At 48.7% G+C, this 17,819-nt stretch carries 14 protein-coding genes and 2 pseudogenes; 15 read left to right on the forward strand and 1 reads right to left on the reverse strand.

Features of this window, described 5'->3' with window-relative positions; genetic code table 11:
- Window positions 1-110: 110 nt before the first annotated feature.
- The 13 genes and pseudogenes from ACQ4N7_RS10275 to ACQ4N7_RS10335 all read left to right on the forward strand — a co-directional run.
- Entirely contained in the window at window positions 111-2,423 is a 2,313-nt protein-coding gene (locus tag ACQ4N7_RS10275) for a GumC family protein (protein ID WP_430711510.1), read from the forward strand.
- Between the two features lie 60 nt (window positions 2,424-2,483).
- Window positions 2,484-4,535, forward strand: a complete 2,052-nt coding sequence (locus ACQ4N7_RS10280) for a hypothetical protein (protein WP_430711511.1) — start codon at window positions 2,484-2,486, stop codon at window positions 4,533-4,535.
- Window positions 4,536-4,612: 77 nt separating this feature from the next.
- Complete coding sequence (locus tag ACQ4N7_RS10285) at window positions 4,613-5,611, forward strand: hypothetical protein (RefSeq protein WP_430711512.1); 999 nt, start codon at window positions 4,613-4,615, stop codon at window positions 5,609-5,611.
- Between the two features lie 913 nt (window positions 5,612-6,524).
- A complete protein-coding gene (locus ACQ4N7_RS10290) occupies window positions 6,525-7,784 on the forward strand; it encodes a glycosyltransferase family 4 protein (RefSeq protein ID WP_430711513.1) in 1,260 nt (419 codons plus the stop codon).
- Between the two features lie 275 nt (window positions 7,785-8,059).
- Entirely contained in the window at window positions 8,060-8,485 is a 426-nt protein-coding gene (locus tag ACQ4N7_RS10295; protein WP_430711514.1) for a hypothetical protein, read from the forward strand.
- A gap of 60 nt (window positions 8,486-8,545) precedes the next feature.
- Window positions 8,546-9,820, forward strand: coding sequence for an ABC transporter ATP-binding protein (locus ACQ4N7_RS10300; protein WP_430711515.1), 1,275 nt, complete (start codon window positions 8,546-8,548; stop codon window positions 9,818-9,820).
- 25 nt (window positions 9,821-9,845) lie between these two features.
- Window positions 9,846-10,589, forward strand: a complete 744-nt coding sequence (locus ACQ4N7_RS10305; RefSeq protein ID WP_430711516.1) for an FkbM family methyltransferase — start codon at window positions 9,846-9,848, stop codon at window positions 10,587-10,589.
- Window position 10,590: 1 nt separating this feature from the next.
- Complete coding sequence (locus ACQ4N7_RS10310) at window positions 10,591-11,349, forward strand: DUF268 domain-containing protein (RefSeq protein WP_430711517.1); 759 nt, start codon at window positions 10,591-10,593, stop codon at window positions 11,347-11,349.
- A 112-nt stretch (window positions 11,350-11,461) separates the two neighbouring features.
- The gene (locus ACQ4N7_RS10315; protein ID WP_430711518.1) at window positions 11,462-12,106 is read left to right on the forward strand and encodes a hypothetical protein; all 645 of its coding nucleotides are present in this window, start codon (window positions 11,462-11,464) and stop codon (window positions 12,104-12,106) included.
- A 12-nt stretch (window positions 12,107-12,118) separates the two neighbouring features.
- Window positions 12,119-12,991 (forward strand): alpha-1,2-fucosyltransferase, encoded by an 873-nt coding sequence (locus ACQ4N7_RS10320; protein WP_430711519.1) that lies wholly within the window; start codon window positions 12,119-12,121, stop codon window positions 12,989-12,991.
- Between the two features lie 27 nt (window positions 12,992-13,018).
- Window positions 13,019-13,966, forward strand: coding sequence for a glycosyltransferase family 2 protein (locus tag ACQ4N7_RS10325; protein ID WP_430711520.1), 948 nt, complete (start codon window positions 13,019-13,021; stop codon window positions 13,964-13,966).
- 12 nt (window positions 13,967-13,978) lie between these two features.
- Window positions 13,979-15,022 carry a sulfotransferase family protein gene (locus tag ACQ4N7_RS10330; protein WP_430711521.1) on the forward strand — a complete coding sequence of 348 codons (1,044 nt, stop codon included), beginning with the start codon at window positions 13,979-13,981 and terminating at the stop codon, window positions 15,020-15,022.
- An 85-nt stretch (window positions 15,023-15,107) separates the two neighbouring features.
- A pseudogene (locus ACQ4N7_RS10335) lies at window positions 15,108-15,413 on the forward strand (transposase); the annotation flags it as partial.
- 7 nt (window positions 15,414-15,420) lie between these two features.
- Here ACQ4N7_RS10335 and ACQ4N7_RS10340 read toward each other — a convergent pair.
- Window positions 15,421-15,654: pseudogene (locus ACQ4N7_RS10340) on the reverse strand (transposase); the annotation flags it as partial.
- An 89-nt stretch (window positions 15,655-15,743) separates the two neighbouring features.
- Here ACQ4N7_RS10340 and ACQ4N7_RS10345 point away from each other — a divergent pair.
- Together ACQ4N7_RS10345 and ACQ4N7_RS10350 are read left to right on the forward strand one after the other, a co-directional pair.
- Window positions 15,744-16,802 carry a glycosyltransferase family 2 protein gene (locus ACQ4N7_RS10345; RefSeq protein ID WP_430711522.1) on the forward strand — a complete coding sequence of 353 codons (1,059 nt, stop codon included), beginning with the start codon at window positions 15,744-15,746 and terminating at the stop codon, window positions 16,800-16,802.
- A 7-nt stretch (window positions 16,803-16,809) separates the two neighbouring features.
- A complete protein-coding gene (locus tag ACQ4N7_RS10350) occupies window positions 16,810-17,694 on the forward strand; it encodes a hypothetical protein (RefSeq protein ID WP_430711523.1) in 885 nt (294 codons plus the stop codon).
- Window positions 17,695-17,819 lie beyond the last annotated feature (125 nt).

Below are 17,819 nucleotides of genomic sequence, written 5' to 3' on the forward strand. Positions count from 1 at the left end.
AAGAGAACGACACAACCAAGTTTTGCTCCATATTGGCCCTAATCAGGTCAGGTTTTGAGTTTTGAGCTATAAGTTTATGAATTCTTGGGAGCAATTCCCAGATTTACCCTATGCCTTTCCCCCCCTCCTCCACGCCCCGCGAAACAAATGGTCACGGCAACGGTCATGGCAACGGTCATGGCTCTGGCAGGCCCGAGTTTGTGCCTGTGATGACTCCACCACCCTCCCTGGTCGAGAAGGGCGATGACCTTGACATCAACCGATTGGTTGGGGTGCTCAAGCGCCGAGCCGGTGTCTTTCTAGGGGTCGCAGCCCTGTCCTTTGGTGGATTGACCTTCTGGCACCTAAGCCGTCCTCCGGCCTACAGCGGTAGCGTTAACCTTCTGGTTGAGCCCGTCACTAACGTTACCCCTGTAGCGCTGGAAGAGGTCGTCGGAGCCCAGGGCGGGGGAGCCTCAAGACTCGACTACGACAGCCAAATTCGGGTGCTGCGCGGCCCGGCGGTGATTGAACCTATCTTGGCTGACATTCAACGCCGTTACCCCAACATTACCTACAACGCGCTGCTCAACCGCCTGACGATTACCCAGGAAGGGGAATCAAAGGTGCTGCGCATCGCCTACAGCGATGCCGACCCGGCGGTGGTGTCGTTTGTGCTCAACCAGGTGATTAAAGGCTTTGTCGATTACAGCGTGCAAGACCGCCAGGGCGATCTGCGCCGGGGGCTAACGTTTTTAGATGAGCAGCTGCAGGAAAAATGGCAGGAAGTTGAGGCGATTGAGAGCGACCTGAGCGAGTTTCAAAAGCGCTACGACATTGTCAACGTCAACGCGACCAGCGAAAGCGTGACCCAGCGCCTCAACCAAATGCTGGCCGACCAGGAGCAGCTGCGGGTCGAGCTGCAATCCCTGGAGCCGCTGTATGACAATCTGCGCGACCAGGTGGGCTTTGACCCCGATACGGCGATTCGGGTCGCCAACCTCAACGAGTCGCCTACCTACCAGTCGCTGCTGGGCGATCTGCGCGAGCTAGAGCAGACGATCGCCGCCGAGTCGGCCCGGTTTCAGACCGATACGCCCATGATCGAGGCCCTAGAAGACGAGCGCCAGCAGCTTTTGCCCCTGCTCGAAGCCGAGGCCCAGCGGCTGGTGGGGCAAGCTGTGGAAGCCGATACCTTAGGGTACAAAGGCTCGGTGAGCCAGGGGTTGATGCAGCAGCTGGTGGATACCGCCAACCAGATGCAGGTGCTGCAAACTCAGGATCAGGCCATTGGCCAGACGGTGCAGCAGCTGCAGGCCGAAATTCAGCGGCTGGCCGATTTGTCGCGATCGTTTCAGCAGATTGACCGTGAGCTAACGGTGGCCGAAAGCAGCCTCAATCAGCTGCTGGCCAGCCGTCAGGAGCTGCGCCTGCAGATGGCTCGGCAGGCATCTCCCTGGGAGGTTATTTCTCCCCTCAACGAGTCGAGCATTACCCAGACGACTAACTTACCCCGCAAGCTGCTGCTCAGCACGGTAATAGGGCTGATGCTGGGCGGGGTGGCGGCTCTGCTGCGCGATCGCATGGATCAGGCTTTCCACAGCACCGATGAACTGATTAAAACCACTCAATTACCTAATCTGGCAACTATCCCCAACGCCCCGGCCCTGCAAAAGCAGCCGCTGCTGATCGAGCCCAATCTGGCCGTCACTATGGCCGACGTGCTGACCCAGAGCCAGAGCCCCGAGAAGCTCTTCACCTCCTTTAGCTTTGCCGAGGCGTTTTACTCCCTCGAAGCCAACCTGCGCATGCTCAGTTCTGACGTGCCAGTGCAGGTGGTGGCGCTGACCTCGTCGGTGCCGGGGGAGGGGAAATCGACCATCTGCGCTCACCTGGCGATCGCGGCGGCCAATATGGGCCGTCGGGTGCTGCTGATTGACGGCGATCTGCGCAAGCCCAGCCAGCACCTGATCTTTGCCCAGCCCAATCGCCAGGGACTCAGCGACCTGATTACCCAGGCCATAGATGACCCCAACGATCTGGTGCTGCAGCTGCCGGGTAACCCCAACCTGCACCTGCTGACGGCGGGTGCCCGCCCGCCCGCCCCCGGTCGGCTGCTGTCTTCGCGCAAGATGCAGCAGCTGACAGAGCAGTATCGCCGCCACTACGACCTAATTATTTTTGATACACCGCCTCTGTCCGGCATGATCGACGCTAAACTTACGGCGGCTCATGCCGATGGGTTGCTGCTGGTAGTGCGGCTGCATCGATCGGAGCGATCGGAAATTCAGCGGGTGCTGGCCGATTTGGGCAATACCGCCCAGGCCCCGCTGCTGGGGCTCGTCATCAATGGTGTGCCCCAGAGTCGGCAGAGTGGCTACGACTATTACTACGGCTACTATGGTCGCCCCCAGGTGGCGGTCGGGCTGGAGGAAAATGTCTAGCCAGGGACCGCTTAGCAGCGACGGGTGCAGCAACAACGACGGGATGTGAGGAGCATGATAATGAAGCGCAAAACAAAACCCCTGATCACTGGCGGGCTGCTGGGGCTGGCCGGTTTGGGGCTGCTGCCTCAAGGAGCCGAGGCCAATACTAGCCTGCCGGTCGCGGTTCCCGACCCGAACCTGGGCGCGACTCTGGCCGAAGATCCGCACCCGGTCGTTGTGCCTGAACCTTCGGCCCAGACAACGGCCCCCCAGACCGAGGAGCAGGGGGCGGCTCAGCCGACCTGGACGCCTGAGGCCGATTCACCCGTACTGGCGGCGGCAGAGCCCGCCCCAGCCCCCAGCCCCCAGCCCAAACCTGCGGCTGTAGAGAGTACTGTTCCAGCCCCCAGCGCCCAGGCAGATATCGTGGCTCCAGAGGCTACAGCAGTTTTGCCAGCCCCTGCGCCTGACGCGATTGCGCCTGTGGTTGAGCCAAGCCCTTCTCTAGAGATTTCGGAGCATGCGATCGCTGAGCTAGCCGCCGCTTCTGCTTTAGAGCCACGGCCAGCGGATGCGGTTCCTCAGGGTGTGGTTCTCCAACGTGAACCTGAGGCGATCGCCAGTCCTCCTGTGGTTGCTCCAGCGGCGACCCCAGAGCCCTCTGCGCCTGAACCCCCAGCGGCCTCTACTATTTCCACCGAGCCATCGATCGCGCCCAAGCCTGCCGCGGCTAAGCCCCTGGCCCAGGCGGTTCAGCTGCCTGAACTAGCGCCAGCAGCACCGGCTAATCGGGCGAATGATGATGATGGACAATCTGACGCGATCGCGATCGCGCCAGCCGTTACTCCAATTCGCTCAGCAATTCCCCCTGCCCCGGCTGCGACGGCCCGTCCGTCTGCTCGGCAACCGGCCTCGGATGTGGCTACCCTCCGGTCGCGGGCCGCAGCGGTGCAGTCACTGCTGCACGACCTGCGATCGGCCTACGGCATTGAAGCCCCGCTCACCGCTACCGATGCTACGGCTACCCCAGCCGCTCCCCTGCGGCAGGTATCCCGGCCCGAAACGCTGAACCGAGGGCCACAGCTGCCGCCCCTGCCGTCGCGATCGGCTCGCCGTCGCCCGGCGGTTCAACCGCAACCCGTAGCGGCAGCCATAACCGCTCCAGCTGCAAACGCTCCGCAGCTTTCGCCTTTGCCGGGGCAACCCCCCAATGTGGCCCTGGCGTTGCCGACACCCCAGCCGGTTATGTCATCGGGACAGGCCGTTTATCTGACGCCGTCAAACAGCGGAAATACGCCTCCAGGCTCCTCAGCAGAGGTGGCCGCTAGCCCTCCTCCGGTGGCGCAGCCCTCAGCCGTAACCACTGCCCAGGCTACTCCGTCTACGCCAGAGGCAGACCAGGTGCGCGACGATCTGCGCATTGAGCCGCTAACCACCGCGGCCAACCCGGCCCAGAGCTTTCCGCCCTCGCCCAATGCCGGTATTCCCTCTGCTTTTGGGGCTGAATGGGGCGATGTCTTCTTTAGCGCTTCGCTCTCTGGGGCCGACCGTCTGCGGGCCGAGGCTGACGGCAGCCTCTCGATGGGGTTTGGCCTGGGCGATGCGCGGCGGGCCGTAGGGGTAGAACTGGCCTACAACCTGCAGAGCATTCGTCGGTTTGGTGAGAACGGCGGTTTTGATGCCAAAGTGCACCGCCAGGTTTACAGCAGCGACACCACTCAAGTGGCTGCCGCCGTAGGGGTAAACAACTTTGTTTCCTACGGAGCCGACACAGCGGGTACGAGCACTAGCGTGTACGGCGTTGTGACGGCGGCGCATTTGCTGCAGCCGGAGCACCCGGTCAACCGTTTGCCGATTACCACTACCCTGGGCGCGGGGAGCGGCTACTTTTCTGGAGACAACAGCGATGTCGGCGTGATTGCCGGGGTTGGTCTTCAGGTGCATCCCCAATTTTCAATTAACACGGCCTGGAGTGGGGCGGGTTTGAACGTCGGGGCGTCTATCGTGCCCGAGCCCACCATACCGCTGACCCTTAACCTGCTCTACGGGGATATCGGCAACAATACCCGCGCCGGTTCCGTCGCAGTGCTTAGCATTGGCTACGGCTTTAATTTTGGCCCCCGGTTTTAGGCCGCTTTAGCGGTAGTCCTACTGCTCAATCTTCTAGACCTCAAGCCCTACAACTCACCCGATTTAGGAGAACAACCGTGGAACAACTGGCGGGCCAACTACGGCGACAACTCTGGCTTCTGCTGACTGTGGTGGGCGCTAGCCTGGCGATCGCAGTCCCAGGGCATACCGGCTCTGTGCCAACGGGCCAGGGCAGCGGCGTGACGGTGGGAGGCTCGTCCATTTTAACGATTGGCGCGCCCTGCCTCAGCAGTGAAGAGCAGCTAGACTCCAATGAAGTGTCTTGCTTGGGTAGCGGAGAGTATTTAGAATCGACCACACCCAATGCTACGGTTGACCCTTTTACCGGTGAAGTAACCCTGACCGCCGGAGCGCAGCAGACCCTCAATGCTTCTGCTAACCAGGTATTACAGGGGTTGCAAAGCACCAATCCTGCGCTGGCGGTAGCTTTTACCACCCCAGGTGGGATCGACCTCAGCAGCCCTAGCCCAGTGGAAGCCACAGATGAGGGTGAAGCAACTGCGCAGACCACGGCTGCGATTGCGGTCGCGGCCGCCAATGCGATCGCCACTGGTGGAAGCGTCTCTTTGACCAGTAGCCAGGGCATGTTAAGCATCGCTGCCCCTACCGACGTTACTGACGTTCAGTCCCCTATCCTGGCGACCTCCGCTGTCTTTACGCCTGTGGGCGGTACACCAATGGTCATGCCCCTGCGCGGCACTCTCGATCAAATTGCCAACGCCGCCGGGTTTTTAGCAGCCTCCTTTGCCGCTGGGTTAGCTCCTAGCCAGGTGGTCACCTTTACCGAAATGGCCCTGGTCGGGGTAGACTACGCTGACCTGATAACCCTGTACAACGCCGTCAGTGGCCTACTGCCTGCTCAGCCCCAGGGCACAGACACCACCCTCGTCAACGCCACCCAGCTTGAGTCGGCTATTCAGGCCTACAACCGCATTCTAGATGACACCGATCCGGCTGCCCTAGTTACCCTGGCCGAGTTCGAGGATTTTGTGGTTTTGGGTCGATCGCTACAGCAGTTAAGAGCCGCCGTTGATACCCAAACAGCATCCGACTAAATCGGTTTAGAAAATTGCACTTGACAAGAAGCGCTTGGAGACTATCTTTAAGCGCTTTTCAAATTGTGTAGCCTGCGCCAGGCCAGCTGTGCAATTTGAGGATTGTTGTATCGGAGTTTGTGAGTTTATGGGTTGCTATTGAGATCAAGGATGCGATGGCTCACCAAGGTGAGCCATCGCTATATTTCTACGCTGTGGATGTCAATCCTTTAGATTGAGTTAAATCAGGATCTAAAGCGCAGAACAGACGTTTTTAAGCGGCTGTTGTTCCCATTCCCTATAAAGAAATATTGTTTATGGTCAATCTGGTCAGACTGAGTTCATTGATACATTTTTAGTACTACTTTGTAGTTCTTGAAACAGATTTTCTTTGAGAAATATTTCATTGATAGGTTCGGCTTTGAGCAATCTAACCCGATCCGGTTGGTTTGGATAAAATGCAATATAATTAACGCCAATGTCTGGTAAAGTACGGTATCCTTCTTCATATTCTCTAAGCCAGGAGAGAATTATGTCAAGAAATGTTGAAGTTTGCGATCGAGTCTTGCCCTATCTATTTGGCCGAAAATCTTCTTTTAGCTAAAGCTGCCTGACTTGAAACGGGAGATTCTTGCGGTAGATTAATTCACTGGACTGAGTCAGGAAGGACGCTTTTTGGCAGCTGTTTTGCTTGATGAGCTGTTTCTCGTTTTTGCGGCTTTCTATTTTGATTTTTGTCTAGATTAGTTCTTATATCGACCGCTAGATAGATGTGCGAACGCTGTCCATAAGGCAGAACTTGTAGTGCTTAATATGATTCAACCGGAGGCTAGAAGAAACCGTTTGGTGCCGCTTTTCTGCATGCAAGTAAAGGCTGATGACGCTAATGAAATCGATGCATTTTGATCCGGGTGTATCTCCAAAGCTATCAATTTTGACTCAGTTTTTTCCCCCTGACTATGCGCCTACTGGGCAGCTAATGGCAGAACTGGCCCAGGGATTGAGTCGCCAGGGCTTGAAGGTGCAGGTGTTCGCTGGCCAGCCAGGCTATGCCTACGATCGCTCCCTAGCTCCCCAGCAGGAAATCGTTGACGGGGTAATGGTGCGGCGCACTCGGACCTCCCGCCTTTGGCCTCAGCGCATCCGGGGGCGAGCCGTGGGTGGGCTACTGTACTGCCTGCGATCGCTGGTTAAGCTGCTGCACCCGGCTCGGCGGGGCGATCTGGTGCTTGTCACCACCGAGCCTCCCTACCTGCCGGTGATGGCCTATCTGCTGCACTGCTTGTTTAAGCAGCCCTATCTGTGTGTCGTTTACGATCTTTACCCTGAGGTGGCGGTGGCGCTGCGCGTGGTGCCTAAAACCCATGGTCTAGCTCGGCTGTGGCACGGGCTCAACTGCCTGACCTGGCGTCATGCTGAAGCGATCGTGGTGCTCAGTCGCACAATGAAGCAGCGCATTGTCGATCACTGCCCTGAGATCAGCGACAAAATATCGGTCATTCACAACTGGGCCGACCCTGGGCTAATCTATCCTCGCCCTAAGGTTGACAACTGGTTTGCCCACCAGCACGGACTAACCCAAGTCTTTACAGTGCTCTACTCCGGTAATATGGGTCGCTGTCACGACCTAGACACCATCATGGCGACGGCCCAGCTGCTGCGCCACGCGCCCGTTAAGTTTGTATTTGTGGGCGGTGGGGCCAAACGCCAGCCCTGCGCCGACCAGGCCCAGACAGCGGGGTTGACGAACTGCCTGTTTTTGCCCTATCAATCCAAGGGCGATTTACCCTACTCGCTCACCGCCTGCGATTTGAGCCTGGTCAGCCTGGTGCCGGGAGTGGAGGGGCTGGTGGCTCCTAGCAAGCTCTACAGCAGTCTGGCAGCCGGTCGGCCGGTAGCGGCTATCTGTGAGGCTCACTCTTACCTGCGATCGCTGCTGTCCGAAGGCGGGTTTGGCCGCGCCTTTAGCAGTGGCGATAGCAGGGGGCTAGCCGACTTTATTCACACGCTGATGGCTGACCCAGCCCTGGTTAAGCAGATGGGCGATCGGGGCCGCCACTACATGCAGCAAAAGTTTACCCCGGAGCAAGGCGTCCTTCGCTACGTTGAAGTGGTTGAAACCTGTCTCTATGGCTCCATACCTATCCCTGCTCCCCACGCTTCGCCTCCTAAGACTGCGGCTTCTCGGCTGTAGTCTTAGGAGGCGAAGCGTGGCTAAAAATCTTAAATGTTCTGGCTCTAGGCCTTGCTTAATTTAATAATTCCGCTACTCTTTCTGGCATGGAGCGGGCTTCGACGGTCTCAGGATCTCAGTCTCTCCCCCGTAGTCTTAGCCGCGCCCTAAGACCGTACGTAGGACAAGTGTGCCTAAGAATATCCGTCTCACCTACTACCTCTCCCAGCGCACCTGCACCCTAAATATCCCTTGCACCCTAAATACATCAAATACTGCGTTGTTGGTTCCTCGTCATGGCTTCATCTCGTCGCAACCGCAGCCGATCTAAACGGCGCTCTATCTATTGCCCCGACCATGGTACTTACCTCGACAGCGTCAGCCAAAAGTATCCGCTTTACACCACCCAAGCCGAGCATTTGCAGCAGCGGGGGTTGAGCCGCCTGCGATCGCTTACCGTGATTGCTGGCTACGGCACTGTGCCTCTAACCGGCGAATGGCTCGAAGCCTTTTGGTGCGACCACTGCCAAGAAACTCGCTGGTACCACGTGCATAAAACCGCTGCCAACCAATACACCCTTGAAGTTGCCCCCGAAACCCTCTGGATGCAGGCCAGCGGCGTTATTCAACCCACCGGCAACCCTACCGTTAGCGAGTTTACCCGTCGCCAAGCCCGCCAAACCCAGTACCAGGGCATCAAAGATTTTCGCCGCATTGGCTAAAGGCCTCTGGGACAAACACCCCCACAGCTCTTCTTCTATGACCTTTTACCTGCGGCTCCAATGTCTGACACAGTGATTCGGGTTGAAAACCTGGGTAAAAAATATATCATTGGCCATCAACAACAAGAGCGCTATACCTCTTTGCGAGATGTGCTATCTAGACAAGCCAAAGGTATTACCCAGCTTTTTAATCCCAAATCTAGAGTTCACACTCCTAATCTTGAAGAGTTTTGGGCTTTAAAGGATGTCTCGTTTGAGGTTAAGCAGGGCGATCGCATTGGCATCATTGGCCGCAACGGCGCAGGTAAATCCACCCTGCTCAAAATCCTCAGCCGCATTACAGAGCCGACCGAGGGGCGCATTAGCATCAAAGGTCGAGTAGCCAGTCTGCTAGAGGTAGGCACCGGGTTTCACCCTGAGCTAACCGGGCGAGAGAATATCTACCTGAATGGTGCCATCTTAGGTATGAGCAAAGTAGAGATTCGCCGTAAGTTTGATGAAATTGTTACCTTTGCAGAAGTAGAAAGGTTTTTAGACACCCCCGTCAAACGGTATAGCAGCGGTATGTATGTGCGACTAGCATTCGCGGTAGCCGCCCACCTAGAACCTGAGATCTTGGTGGTAGATGAAGTGCTGGCCGTAGGCGATGCCGCATTCCAGAAAAAGTGCCTTGGCAAAATGGAGGACGTCAGTAAAGAAGGACGAACCGTTCTCTTCGTTAGCCACCAGATGGCAGCTATTGAAAAACTTTGTGAGCAAGGGATCTTCTTACGTAATGGAAAAGTAGAATTTTTAGGAAACCAAAATGAAACGATTACTCAATATTTAAAAGGTATAACAAGCAAACCATCTTCATTGAGAAGTAGATTAGATAGAAGAGGGAATGGCGAAGTTAGAATTATCGCTATTGAGATCAAAGACACGGAAGGTAATGTATTAGAGGTTGCCGCATCGGGGCAAACAATCGATCTGTATTTTTATTTTGAGGCGAGCAAAGAGAACATTTCGAGAGTCATAGCAAGTTTGTTAGTAAAAACTCCGCTAGACGTGCCGGTTTTTCTTCAGCATAATCGCCTAACTCAAAATGATTTTGGGCCTTTACCCAAGCAAGGTGCTTTTGTATGTCGCATCACCAAGCTGCCACTCCCCTCAGCAGACTATCAGCTGACTTACTCCTTGCTTAAGGACGGAACATACTTAGATGCTTTGAACAACGCGATTAGCCTATCAGTTGTTGATGGTGACTTCTACGGCTCTGGCGAAGTCCCGCCCATAAGTGCTGGTGTGTGTTTGGTAGATGGCAAATGGCATATTGAATCTTTAGTGATTGCTTAAGTCCACTTCTTTGAGAAATCGAATCATGATTCAAGTTAAAAAAATTAAAGACGGATTTAAAAAAATTAGTCGCAAAAGAATTGCTTCGCCTTTTGAGGTAGAGAAAGCAGAGCAAATTTTTTATATTTCTTACTTAAAGAAAGGTATGACGGTTTTTGATGTAGGGGCAAACATTGGAGAATTAAGCCTGCTGTTTTCTAGATTTGTCGGCACCTCTGGGAAAGTGCATGCTTTCGAAGCCAGCAGCAACACTTTTCAAAGACTTTTAGGTATATGCAAGCATGCAAACCGATCTCAGATTCAGATAAATCACTGCGCCGTTGCGGATGTAGAAGCAATCATGTCGTTGAATGTATACGACGAACAACATTCAGGATGGAGTTCTTTGGCAAACCGTCAGCTTGAGCAATATGGCATCAATGTTACACCAGTTTTCTGCGAAGAGGTTAGTTCTATCACTTTAGACAACTACTGTAAATTCAATGATATAAAACACATTGATTTGCTCAAAATTGACGTTGAGGGAGCTGAATATCAGGTTATGCTTGGGGCAAAAGAGTTATTTCAAAACCAACAAGTTAAGTGCTGTGTCTTTGAATTTGGTGCAACTACATTTGACATGGAAAACACACCTCAGGAAATTGAAAGTTTTTTAACTAGCTGTAATTACAAGATCACTAATGTAGTACCGGGTAATCCTGTGTTTCCTGGAAAAAAATCTGCAAAGAATGCCCAGTTTTCGATCCATATCGCAAGACCACTAGCTTAAAATGCTCAAGGAAACTATATGGGTTTTAGCTCGCTGGAAAGAAGGTTTCCGGCCTCGTAGATCATTAAGTATATGGTGTAAAAAAATAGCTCAGTGGTCAAGGTTCTGGGAAAGCTACAAAAAATACAATGAATTGGCTAGTACAAAAGGTCATTCTTTATTATTACAAGATCTTTATCCTTGTTTGGGAGAAGATGTAGAGGAAACTTCCATTGAGCCAATTTATTTTTATCAGGACACCTGGGCTTTTGAGAAAATCGTTGAACAAAACCCTAAACATCATGTGGATATTGGTTCTCATCATAAATTTGTTGCCTTTTTATCTAAAATAATTCCTGTTACGATGGTCGATATTCGACCTCTGTCTCTTCCCCTAAACACTCTTCAATTCAAAGAAGGTTCAATTTTAGATCTACCTTTTGAAGATAATACTATTCATTCTCTATCCAGTTTATGTGTTGTTGAACATATTGGGTTGGGCCGATATGGCGATCCCTTAGATCCTCAGGGGTCTGAAAAAGCGATTGCTGAATTAAAGCGCGTTCTATGCCCAAAAGGAAATTTATATATTTCAGTACCTATAGATGATTGCAACCGAGTGTTTTTCAACGCCCACCGTGCATTCAAAGAGTCATACATTGAACAACTCTTAAAACCCATGCAAATTATAGAGAGAGCGTATGTTAAAGGTAGAAAACTTTTAAGGGAAAGACCAGATGGTTTTAGTATTGGACTATATCATATAGTTAGTAATGACTGATCTTAAAGTAGCAAAGAAGTTTTAGGGAAACTTGATTATGGGCTTAGTCAGAATGGGGCCTCCCGAAGAGCTAATACAAAAACTAGTGTCCAGATCTTATATCGAAATCTTTGTGGAAACTGGTACTTACTATGGTCGAACTTCCGTTTGGGCTTCAAAAATATTCAAGAATGTTTTTACTATCGAATATTCGCGAGAAATCTTCGAAATTGTAAGCTCCAAGCATAGTAATATTGAAAACATAAAGTTCTCCTTTGGTGACTCAAGATCTCAACTCAGCAAGGTTCTTGAAGAAATCAAAGGTCCTGCTCTTTTTTGGTTGGATGCTCACTGGTCGGGTGGTCTTACATATGGAGACAATGATCAGTGCCCACTAATTCAAGAAATTAATATATTGAATTCTACAGGTCAGGATCACTTTATATTGATTGACGATGCCAGATTGTTTCTTTCTCCGCCCCAGCCACCTCATGAGATTAATCAGTGGCCATCGATTAGCGAAGTCATTAATGCGCTCAGGTTCAAGTTTCCCGACAAATACATTGTAGTGATTGAGGATGTCATTGTTGCTGTTCCTGACTCTGCAAAGTCAGTGGTAGCCGACTACTGCCAGAAAGTGAATGCTAAAATTTGGGATGATCGAAGTAAATTCATAAAGCAAAGTAACCTTCAAAAAGGATTAAACTTAATTACGGTAGATTTGAAATCCAGAATTAAATATATGACTACATATCTTGGAAATCCATTTTCTTCCTAATTTATAGGTTTTATGTATCTCTTTAAAGAGTCAGGAAGACTGGGTAATCAGTTATTTCAATATTCAGCGTTAAAAACTTTATGTGGTAACAGTAAAGGCTTGGCATTGCTAGGGTTCAAAGAGCTACAGGCCATGTGTGATGGGATTGATGCCGTTGTCGTCAATTCAAATTCGCCTAAGAGAACAAAAACATTTTATTCCCTTTTGTATAAATATACTGACACTTGGTCTCAAAAGGGAATTTTCCCTAGAGTTAAAGAATCTAAAGGTTTTCCGAAGGTGATCCATACTCCAGGGTTGTTTAATCAAATAACCTTTGTTGAAAAATCTTATTTTCAGTCAGAAGCCTTTTTTAATCCCAATGTTCTGGAACCATTGAGACTTAAATCAAAGCTTCTAGACCAAGCCAAAAAGCTACTACATACTTGCTCACCTGAAAGAGCACCTATTTTTGTTCATATTCGCCGAGGAGATTATCTAACTTGGCCATCTGGAGAATCCCCAGCTGTGTTACCGGCCCAATACTACTGGGATTGTATGAACTATATTAGAGCGGATGTCCCTAAACCTTTTTGGATATTTACTTCGGATGACCTTTTTTATGTCGAAGATGTATTTGGAGATGTAGAGCATAGCTATATTTCCAAAGGTTCTAGTTTGGAGGATTTTGCTCTAATGACCCAATGCCAGGGTGGAATCCTGGCAGCTAGCAGTTTTTCCTGGTGGGCTGCTTATTTGTCTAAGTACTGGGGAACTGGCTCACATTTCATAGCACCTAAGTATTGGGCAGGGCATAGAACAAATGTTTGGTTCCCTTCTTTGATTAAATCTAACCACTTAGAATATGTGTGCTACAAAAATGACTTTTGGAATTTAATCAATTAGCCCCTATTAATTACATGCTGATTTTATATGCCAAATTCTTTAGGTAGCAAAAGCCAAAGGTTAAGTGGTTCAACTAGTCCACTGGTTTCAGTAATGGTTACTAGCTATAACCAAAAATACGTTATTTCTAGAGCAATTGAGAGCGTACTCTGTCAAACTTATAACAACATTCAGGTTGTAGTTGCGGATGATGCTTCTACTGACGGTTCACAGGAACTCTTAAAATCTTTTTCAGAAAGGCACCCAGGATACTTTAAATTAGTTTTTTCTGAATCTAATCAAGGTATAGCGAAAAACAAGAATAATGGATTTCGTAACTGTGATGGAGAATTTATAACGTATTTAGATGGGGACGATTTTTATTTTCCTAATAAAATAGAGCGCGAAATTAATGTTTTCAGCAGAAACCCTAGAGTCGATGTAGTCTATTCCAATTTCGTATATGCCGATGTTGATGGAAAGCCCATAAGAGTCTGGAAGGACGAAAACACGAGAGTACCAACTGGCTATATTTTTGTGGATGTATTCTCTAGAAGTTTTCCATATAGAACCCTCTATAGAAATGAACTGATTAAGTCAAATGCTTTGAAGTCTTTTGATTACTACGATGAGTCACTTGCGACCTATGAAGATTGGGATTTGAGGATTCGAATGAGTAAAAAACATTTTGTAGCTTTTTCAAATTATGTAGGTTCTGCATACGTGGAAGATCCGCACGGCATTTCCAAAGTATCTGCTCAAACAACACTCATTAACGACTTTAGATATGTAGTTAATAAAAATAAAATCTTACTGACGGATTTTCCTTTTGTCAAAAAAATGAATATTTTAAGACGGCTGGAAGCTTTGGTTGTCAGGCAAGAATTGTCTCTTCATTCTAGTTCTTTCATTCAACACTTGCTTAAGTATTTTTTGTTGACTGGTGACTTGAGATTGATTAAAAGGTATTTCACAAAGAAATTTAGAAGCATATAGGACTTTAGAGATTTGTCTGAAGATAATCAAAGAAAAGGCGAGAATCTTATATTTTTGATTTCCCAACCTAGAGCAGGTTCTACACTTACGCAAAAGATTCTCGGCAATCATCCCAGCGTGTACACTACATCTGAACCTTGGCTACTGTTACATCCACTGTATGTTTTCCGCAAAGCTGAGTATAAGGCAGATTACAACAACGACCATGCTGTATCTGGCCTAGAGAGTTTTCTGGATACCCTCCCAGATCATAAACAGGCTTACTTTAATGCCATAGCAACAGGATATAGTCAGCTTTATGCTCAAGCTCTAGACAAACATCAAAAGCATTATTTCCTTGACAAGACTCCCCGATATTACAATATTATTTCGGAGATTCATCACGTATTTCCTGAAGCGAACTTTATATTATTATTCCGTAACCCTTTAGCAGTTTTATGCTCCATCATAAATACGTGGATAGGAACCAATTGGTTAGGTCTCAAAAATTACAAAAATGATCTTTTAAAGGCTCCTTTGCTTTTGGTTGAGGGAATGAATAATTTGGGTGAAAAAGCCATTATCCTCCATTATGAAAGGATTTTAAAGAGTCCGGAAGATTCTTTTAAGATGACGCTAGAAAGAATGGGGCTGGAGTTTTTCCCTAATTTACTTCACTATGGAAACAGGGATGAAATCAAGTGGGACATGGGTGATCAAATTAGTGTCCATAAGCATTCATACCCAAATTCACAGAATCTTAATTGCTGGACATCCAGTCTAGAATCTCCACAGATTTGGCGGCTTGCTAGTGAATATTTAGATTTTTTAGGACCAAAAACATTGAAACTAATGGGATACAGCTATGACGAACTAAGGCTTTGCCTGAATAAATACTATCCAGGCAGGTTTAGTTTGTGGAACACCCTGCCCCTAAGCTGGCTTACTCAAGATTCAAAAGACTTTAGTTCATTTAACTACGGTTATTACCCTGTGAGACTCATGAATGCAATACAAAGGAAGGGAATATGGGGTACTGGAACTGAGGGTATTCGAAAGCTTTTCAAACCCTCTTAGAGGGTGGTTGAAAAGTTAGGGCTTGAGTAAAAAAGCTCACTCCGTATAAGTTGCAGCTGGATGTCAGCAATGCCGGAGTGAGACGATGAGTAAAAACTACCCCAGCAACTTAACCCGAGACCAGTACGAGCTTCTGAGGGATTTACTGCCCGCCGCCAAGCCCGATGGCCGTCCGCGAAGCGTTGATTTGTGGGAGATTCTCAACGCCATCCTGTAGTTACTAGTCGAGGGGGTTCAATGGCGGGCATTACCGGGAGACTTTCCGCCGTGGCAAACGCTCTATACCTACTTTCGCAACTGGCGGAAAGACGGCACCTGGATTGCCCTTCATGACCCTCTCCGGGAATGGGGACGCATCGAGCACGACCGCCGTGCCCAACCCTCAGAGGCGTGCGATGAGACTTACCGAAGGAGCGACCTGTCGCCCGCAGACCCAACCCTTCTGTGCGTACATTCAGCGCCGCAGAGACGATGGCAGCAGGCACCCTTAACCGGGCCATCGGGGTATTGGTATGTTCGTTAAATCGCTTGTTACAGTCACGACACAGATATCGTTGTCGAGGGGGTTGCCCCTTCAATGTGGCGGTGCCGTTTTTCACAGTGCGGTCACTCTGGCAGTGTGGGCATTTCATGGGCTAGAACTCAGATAACATAAACATTCTAGCCATCACCCGTTAAAGAGCCAGTGCCCGAATATTGCTATATCGCACTTATGCAATAAATGAAGAAAGTTATCACTCTTAATGATTTGCCTTCACCTCCACCTGGTAAAACTGGGTGGCCCTGGACAGAACAAAGTGAGCCTGTGGGCGACCAAATGCCTGATGGTTCTGAATATCCGCGTATTAGCATTGTGACACCCAGCTACAATCAGGGACAGTTTATAGAAGATGCGATTAGGTCAGTTTTATTACAGAGTTATCCTAATCTTGAGTACATCATTATTGATGGGGGAAGTACTGACAATACAATTGAAATCATTAAGAAGTATGAGGGCTTTTTGGCTTTTTGGGTTAGTGAAAAAGATGAAGGACAAAGTCATGGTATTAATAAAGGATTTCATCGTGCTACCGGTGATTTAGTGGGGTGGCAAAACTCAGATGACTTCTATTACCCCAACGTGTTTTTTAAGGCCGCAATTAAATCTAAACTTTTTTCAGGCTATTCTGTATTTTACGGTACTAAAACATATCTGAATTTAGAGAATCAAGGGGCCTTTACTGAAGACGTTAATATGTCTGACTTTGATCTCCTAAAGATGATTCCTCATAGCAATATGTCCAATCAGTCAATGTTTTTTAGGCGAAAAATTTTTCAAGAAGGGAATTTCTTAGATCAATCTTTTAACCACTGTATGGATACAGAATTTTTTTGGAGGCTGATAGAAAGAGGCTATAAATTTAAGTTTGTGCCTGAATTGAAAGGATGCTACCGTCTGCACGAAAACTGCAAGGGTCAATCCGATAACAATAGTTATCTCTCTGATATTCTAAAAATATACGAAAGAATTTATTTGAATAAAAACTTCAAGCCTGCGGTTAGAAAGAAGGCCTGGCAATCTCTTAGAGCTTCTTGCCTAGATCTTTATGGTAAGTCACGGCTTCCAGAGTTTAGGAAGCGTTGCAAAGAACTCTGGAAATTGAGCGGTTTCGATTCTAATAATTTGATGCTGCTCGATTTTGAAATCATTGGCAAGTATTTATTGTCTATTTGTGGAAATTCTTCCTTACAGCAAATCAGATACTACAAGTCTACTCTGCTGACTCAACGTAAGTCATAGAAGGGGTATGAAAAAAGCGATTGTAACTCTGATTATCGGAAAAAAATATCAAGAAAGATGGCAATCAACCTGTAAAGAAAATTGGTCGCGATATGCTGAAAAATATGACTATGACGTCATCTGCATTTCTGAATCCTTAGATGAGTCAAACCGAGCTTTAGCTCGGTCTCCTGCTTGGCAGAAGTGCCTAATTTTAGGCCATGAAAAAGTTAAGCAATATCATCAGATCGTATGGGTAGATTCAGATGTACTGATGAATCCTTATGCTCCTTGTATAGCCTCTCAAGTTAGAGAGCCGCAAAGGATAGGGGCGGTCGAGATGTTTTCTGGCCCTTTAGGTGAAACTTTTCCTAGTACTTCTACCAAGCTTGAGTCGTTAGCCGATAGGTCTAAATTATTTTGGAACTGGCCATTTAGCACAGGAAAAGAATTTTATAAAAATGTAAGCTTATCAGACGATTTTTCAGAGGTAGTTCAGACAGGTGTAATGGTTTTATCTCCTAAACTCCACCGCGACATCTTTGAGTATGTGTACCATACATATGAGCATCGAGATGGCCAAGCCTTTGAGATGGAATGTCTCTCGTATGAACTAGTTAAGGCCAACCTAGTTGATTGGCTTGACTATCGATTTAATCGATTATGGATTGAGTGCATCTTACGAGATTATCCATTTTTGCTTCCTTCAGAACCAAGCAAAAATAAAATCATACGACGTGGGCAGAAATACTTGCATCATATTTCCAAACTTTCTAAGAGAAAAATGACTAATCGTTGTATTAATACTGCTCTAATAAATAATTATTTTTTGCATTTTGCAGGTACGGCTCAATTCATGAATGATTTTGAGCCTTGTGCTTCTTCTTGGCAGCAATTAATAGGTAGTCTATAAGCCAGGGCCATTTCATTCTCAAGGAAGGCTGAAGATGCTAGAGTTTCAGGCTGATTCATCTTTTCCTTAGGCTCTATGCATCTTTCTCCTCCATCCCCTGCTACGGTTCCCCAAACCCACCCCGA

Origin of the sequence: Nodosilinea sp. AN01ver1, assembly GCF_050565655.1 — a bacterium.
GTDB lineage: Bacteria > Cyanobacteriota > Cyanobacteriia > Phormidesmidales > Phormidesmidaceae > Nodosilinea.